Raw genomic sequence first — 3007 nt, 5'->3', positions numbered from 1 at the left:
TCGTCGAGCCGAGGCCGAGGAAGCCCATGCCGTGACGACGCTTCTGGGTGATCTCGTCGCGCTGCTGCGCAAGCGGCAGCCCGTTGATCTCGACCACGTTGTCGAGCATGCGTGTGAAAACGCGCACCACTTCGCGGTATTCCTCCCAGTCGAACCGCGCCTTCGGGCCGAACGGATCCCGCACGAAGGTGGTGAGGTTGACGGATCCCAATAAGCAGCTCCCGTATGGAGGCAAGGGCTGCTCGCCACAATTGTGTGCGTGAAACCCGTTGCCGTCGAACGTGTTGATGCCGGGAACCTGCACGTCGTAAACGTCCTCGACGCCATCGGCCGAGATCGACGAGACGGTCGCGACGAATCGGTCGCGGTTGAGGCTGCGGCGGTAACCGGACAGCGTCGCCGCGAGGCGCGCTTTCTTGTTCTCATCGGCAAACCCGACCTGATCGGCAAAGCGCGCAAGCGACTCGCCGCTGATAACGAGTTCGTGCTGCGCCTGGGTTGGATAGGCGCGAGTGCCACCATGACCGTCCGGCATTTCCGACGTGCCCGCGACGCGGCGATCACGGTAGATGGTCGACACGATGCCGAGCCGGAGCAGCATGCGTTGCGCCGCTTCAAGCCGGCAGATGTTCGATTGTGCAAGACGCACCGAGACACCCTTGCTTTGGCTGCCCTGCACGGAGCCGTCGGCATCGAAGAAGCCGCGCAGGAAACCGCGGTACGCGTCGCTCGACGATCGCTCGATCGCCGGCGTGATTGCCTTGTTGCCCGGAGTGAGGCCGAGATCGAAGGCCAGGTCGCGCAAAGACGCCGACTTCAGGCGCCATTCGTTGCGGCCCGACACTTCGGACCAGCCGGCGAAGTCGGCGCGGTGGGGCAGAGTTTGCGCGCAGCGCAGCGCTTCGGCCATCAGCGATGTCGGCGCACCATTGCCAACACCATTGACTACGTTGGCTTGCGACCAGACCGACAGCACCGCAGCTTCGTGCTTGAGCGTGCCGTCACCGACTAGAAGACCTAGCAGATAGCCTTGTTCCTCGGTCAGCGCACCTGCCCAATCGGCATTTGCACGATGATCGTTGAGCAACACGCGATCGCCCGCTTGCAACGCTTCGGCGGCGCACCATTCGGTTTCCAGACTCCAACGTGTCATGCGTGAGACACGGCGCACGCGGTGGTCTGCCGTCAGGCGCAAGCGATGACCCTCGTCGGTCTGCAGCGCGAACACAGGCTTGGTCGCGGTACGAAAGAAACCTTGGGCGCCCGTTGCATGATCCTGGCCATCGACGCGCGCGAGGAACTCGTGGTCGAGCAGATCCTGGACCTGGCGCGGACCTTCGCTGGTCTGCACCCAGGTATCCGCCGTCACGCACGGATTGGTCGCGCGAATATGCTCGCACCACCAGTTGTTGTTCATCTCGTTGACGCGGTCGATCAGGATGAATCCGGGCTCGGCATAGTCGTACGTCGACACCATGATCATGTCCCACAGGTGGCGCGCGCGCAGGTGCCCGTAGATCTTGCACGCGACCAGGCCGTCCTCGCGGCTGACGTAGTTCTTCTGCGTCGGCCAGTCGCGCCAGACCACGTTGTCGACGTCGGTGAGGTCGATCTCGTGCTGTTCCTTCACGTGGATCGGGAACACCATCGGCCAGTCCGTATCGTTCGCGACGGCTTCCATGAACCCGTCGGTGATCAGGAGGCTGAGGTTGAACTGCCGCAGGCGGCCGTCTTCGCGCTTGGACTTGATGAACTCGCGGACATCGGGGTGCGAGACATCGAACGTGCCCATCTGCGCGCCGCGTCTGCCGCCTGCGGACGAAACGGTGAAACACATCTTGTCGTAGATATCCATGAACGACAGTGGCCCGGACGTGTACGCGCCCGCACCCGACACGTACGCCCCACGCGGGCGCAGCGTCGAAAATTCGTAGCCGATGCCGCAGTTGTGGATGACCAGCAGCCCCGCGTTGCCAGCGAGGTAGTTGTTGTGCCCGGCGACGGTGAAGTCGTAGAACGTTTCCGGGAGGTCCAGGCCGCGTTCGATCGAGTCGACCTTGCGCAACGTCCGTGCAAAGTCGATCAGCGGAGCGAGGGCGGGGAAACGGGCCACCCAGCGGTCGAGCCAGATACGGCTGACGACGTGCTTGGTGTGATAGCCGTGATAGAAGCCCAGCGTCTGGCGTTCGGCGTGACCGAGCGTGCCGGCGAGTTCGCCGAGGGCGTTCGCAAGATCGTTCGGCAGCACGTAGTGGTCGTACTGGCCTGATTGACTGGCGTGATCGACGATGCGCGTGCGCTTGCCGCTGTCCGCCATGTAACGCGCGACTGCGGCGAGAAACGCCGAGTCGCTGATCTTCAGCATCGCGCCGCCACTGTCGCGGATCGTGGTGCCGTTGTAGTCGTGGTCGCGGGCTTTTCGAAGGGTCAGGCTCGCGTGCACGCCGAACAGGCCGAGCAGCGCTTTCAACTCGCCCGCAAAGATCGCGTTCTGCGTTGCAATGGTCGCGCTGCCATGGTCGCGCGACACTGTGCCGTCGGTGTCGATCAGGCCAGCAAGGAACGGCAGGAAATGCAGTTCGGGATGCTGCGCGATCCACGCCGGCACGCGCAGGTGTGCGGTCTTCGCGCCGATCTGGTCGTCGATGAGCGTTGCGGCGCGGCTGGCGGCGAAACTTGCGACGGTGTAGTCCCACACCGGCGTGCCGTTCGGGGTCGTGGTCGCGACGACCTGCGCGCGCGACGCACAGAAGCCGGCGAAGAACGCGGCATAGCGTTCGACGACTTCGCGTTCGGCGGCGCGGATCTTGAAGATCAGGCGGCGACCGAGAACCTGCGCGCGTTGCTGCCAGGCGCCACGGGCGCTGCGGTAGTCGTGGTGTTTCTCGTACGCGGAACCGTCACCGAGATGGGCGCCGGCAAACCATGCGTCGAGCATCGTCGCGTCGTCGCCGCGCCACGCGAACGTGTTCTGCACCAGCGCGTCGGACGCGCGCACGTCATCGGC

General features: G+C 64.4%; 1 protein-coding gene. It reads right to left on the bottom strand.

What is annotated here, in order from left to right; all coding sequences use genetic code 11:
- Window positions 1-2998: LAGLIDADG family homing endonuclease (locus tag ABIV12_RS14970; protein WP_348060735.1), on the bottom strand; the 2998-nt coding region annotated here is incomplete at its 3' end.
- Between the last annotated feature and the right edge of the window lie 9 nt (window positions 2999-3007).

Source organism: Dokdonella sp. (assembly GCF_039926425.1).
GTDB lineage: Bacteria > Pseudomonadota > Gammaproteobacteria > Xanthomonadales > Rhodanobacteraceae > Dokdonella_A.
This window is presented reverse-complemented; position numbering and strand designations above follow the sequence as displayed.